Origin of the sequence: Shewanella sp. SM55, from assembly GCF_025654025.1 — a bacterium.
In the GTDB taxonomy this organism is placed as follows: domain Bacteria; phylum Pseudomonadota; class Gammaproteobacteria; order Enterobacterales; family Shewanellaceae; genus Shewanella; species Shewanella oncorhynchi.
The window spans coordinates 1-1,403 of sequence record NZ_JAKKRS010000031.1; the positions used below are offsets into that span (position 1 = coordinate 1).

Sequence of the window (1,403 nt, forward strand, 5' to 3'; positions counted from 1 at the left end):
TGACTCAGATTCACAGGTGTTGAACTACTCACCTCCCATTTACGGCCAGTGTATCCTTGTGCAGCATTCGCCTCAGGCACCACTGTCGCAGGGGTATCTTCCGTAGGCACGCCATCCGTCTGTGACATTGAAGGCGTGTTTGTGGTGTTCGCCGCGACAGGCGAACGAGCCGGTGTACCTGTATTTGTAGGAACATCGGCTTGCGTGCCATCATCTGTTACATCCGCCACCGATGGCGAACCGTTGCCCGTTACCGCTGGGGTTGTACCGCTGCCATTACCAGCCGCGGGACCACGAGGATGACCAGTCGCGGTACTCGGCGCTGCATCTGGGGTTGCCCCCAGATTACGCCTAGGTCCTTGGGTATAATTGCTGCCCGTTTGCGCACCCTGACTCAGATTTACTGGTGTAGAACTACTCACCTCCCATTTACGGCCAGTGTATCCTTGCGCAGCATTCGCCTCAGGCACTTCTGTCGCAGGGGTGTCTTCCGTAGGCACGCCATCCGTCTGTGACGTTACTGGCGTGTTTGTGGTCTTCGCCGCGACAGGCGGACGAGCTGGTGTACCCGCATTCGTCGGAGTGTCCGCGACGGCTGTCGGAACATCAGTTTGCGTGCCATCATCTGTCATCGATGGCGAACCATTACCCATCACTGGTGGGGTTGTACCGCTGCCATTGCCAGCCGCGGGACCACGAGGATGACCAGTCGCGGTACTCGGCGCTGCATCTGGGGTTGTCCCCAAATTACGTCTAGGTCCTTGGGTGTAATTGCTGCCCGTTTGCGCACCCTGACTYAGATTTACTGGTGTAGAACTACTCACCTCCCATTTACGGCCAGTGTATCCTTGCGCAGCATTCGCCTCAGGCACTTCTGTCGCAGGGGTATCTTCCGTAGGCACGCCATCCGTCTGTGACGTTACTGGCGTGTTTATGGTGTTCGCCGCAACAGGTGGACGAGCAGGTGTCCCCGCATTCGTCGGTGTTTCTGCGACGGCTGTCGGAACATCGGTTTGAATCCCATCATCTGTTACATCCGCCACCGATGGCGAAYCGTTGCCCATCACTGGTGGGGTTGTTCCGCTGCCATTGCCAGCCGCGGGACCACCGGGATGACCAGTCGCTGCATCTGGGATTGTCCCAAGATTATGTCTAGGTCCTTGGGTATAATTGCTGCCCGTTTGCGCACCCTGACTCAGATTTACTGGTGTAGAACTACTCACCTCCCATTTACGGCCGGTGTATCCTTGCGCAGCATTCGCCTCAGGCACTTCTGTCGCAGGGGTGTCTTCCGTAGGCACGCCATCCGTCTGTGACGTTACTGGCGTGTTTGTGGTCTTCGCCGCGACAGGCGGACGAGCAGGTGTCCCCGCATTCGTCGGTGTTTCTGCGACGGCTGTAGG

1 pseudogene is annotated in these 1,403 nt (G+C 57.8%); it reads right to left on the reverse strand.

Features of this window, described 5'->3' with window-relative positions:
- A pseudogene (locus tag L5L91_RS22535) lies at window positions 1-1,403 on the reverse strand (hypothetical protein); the annotation flags it as partial.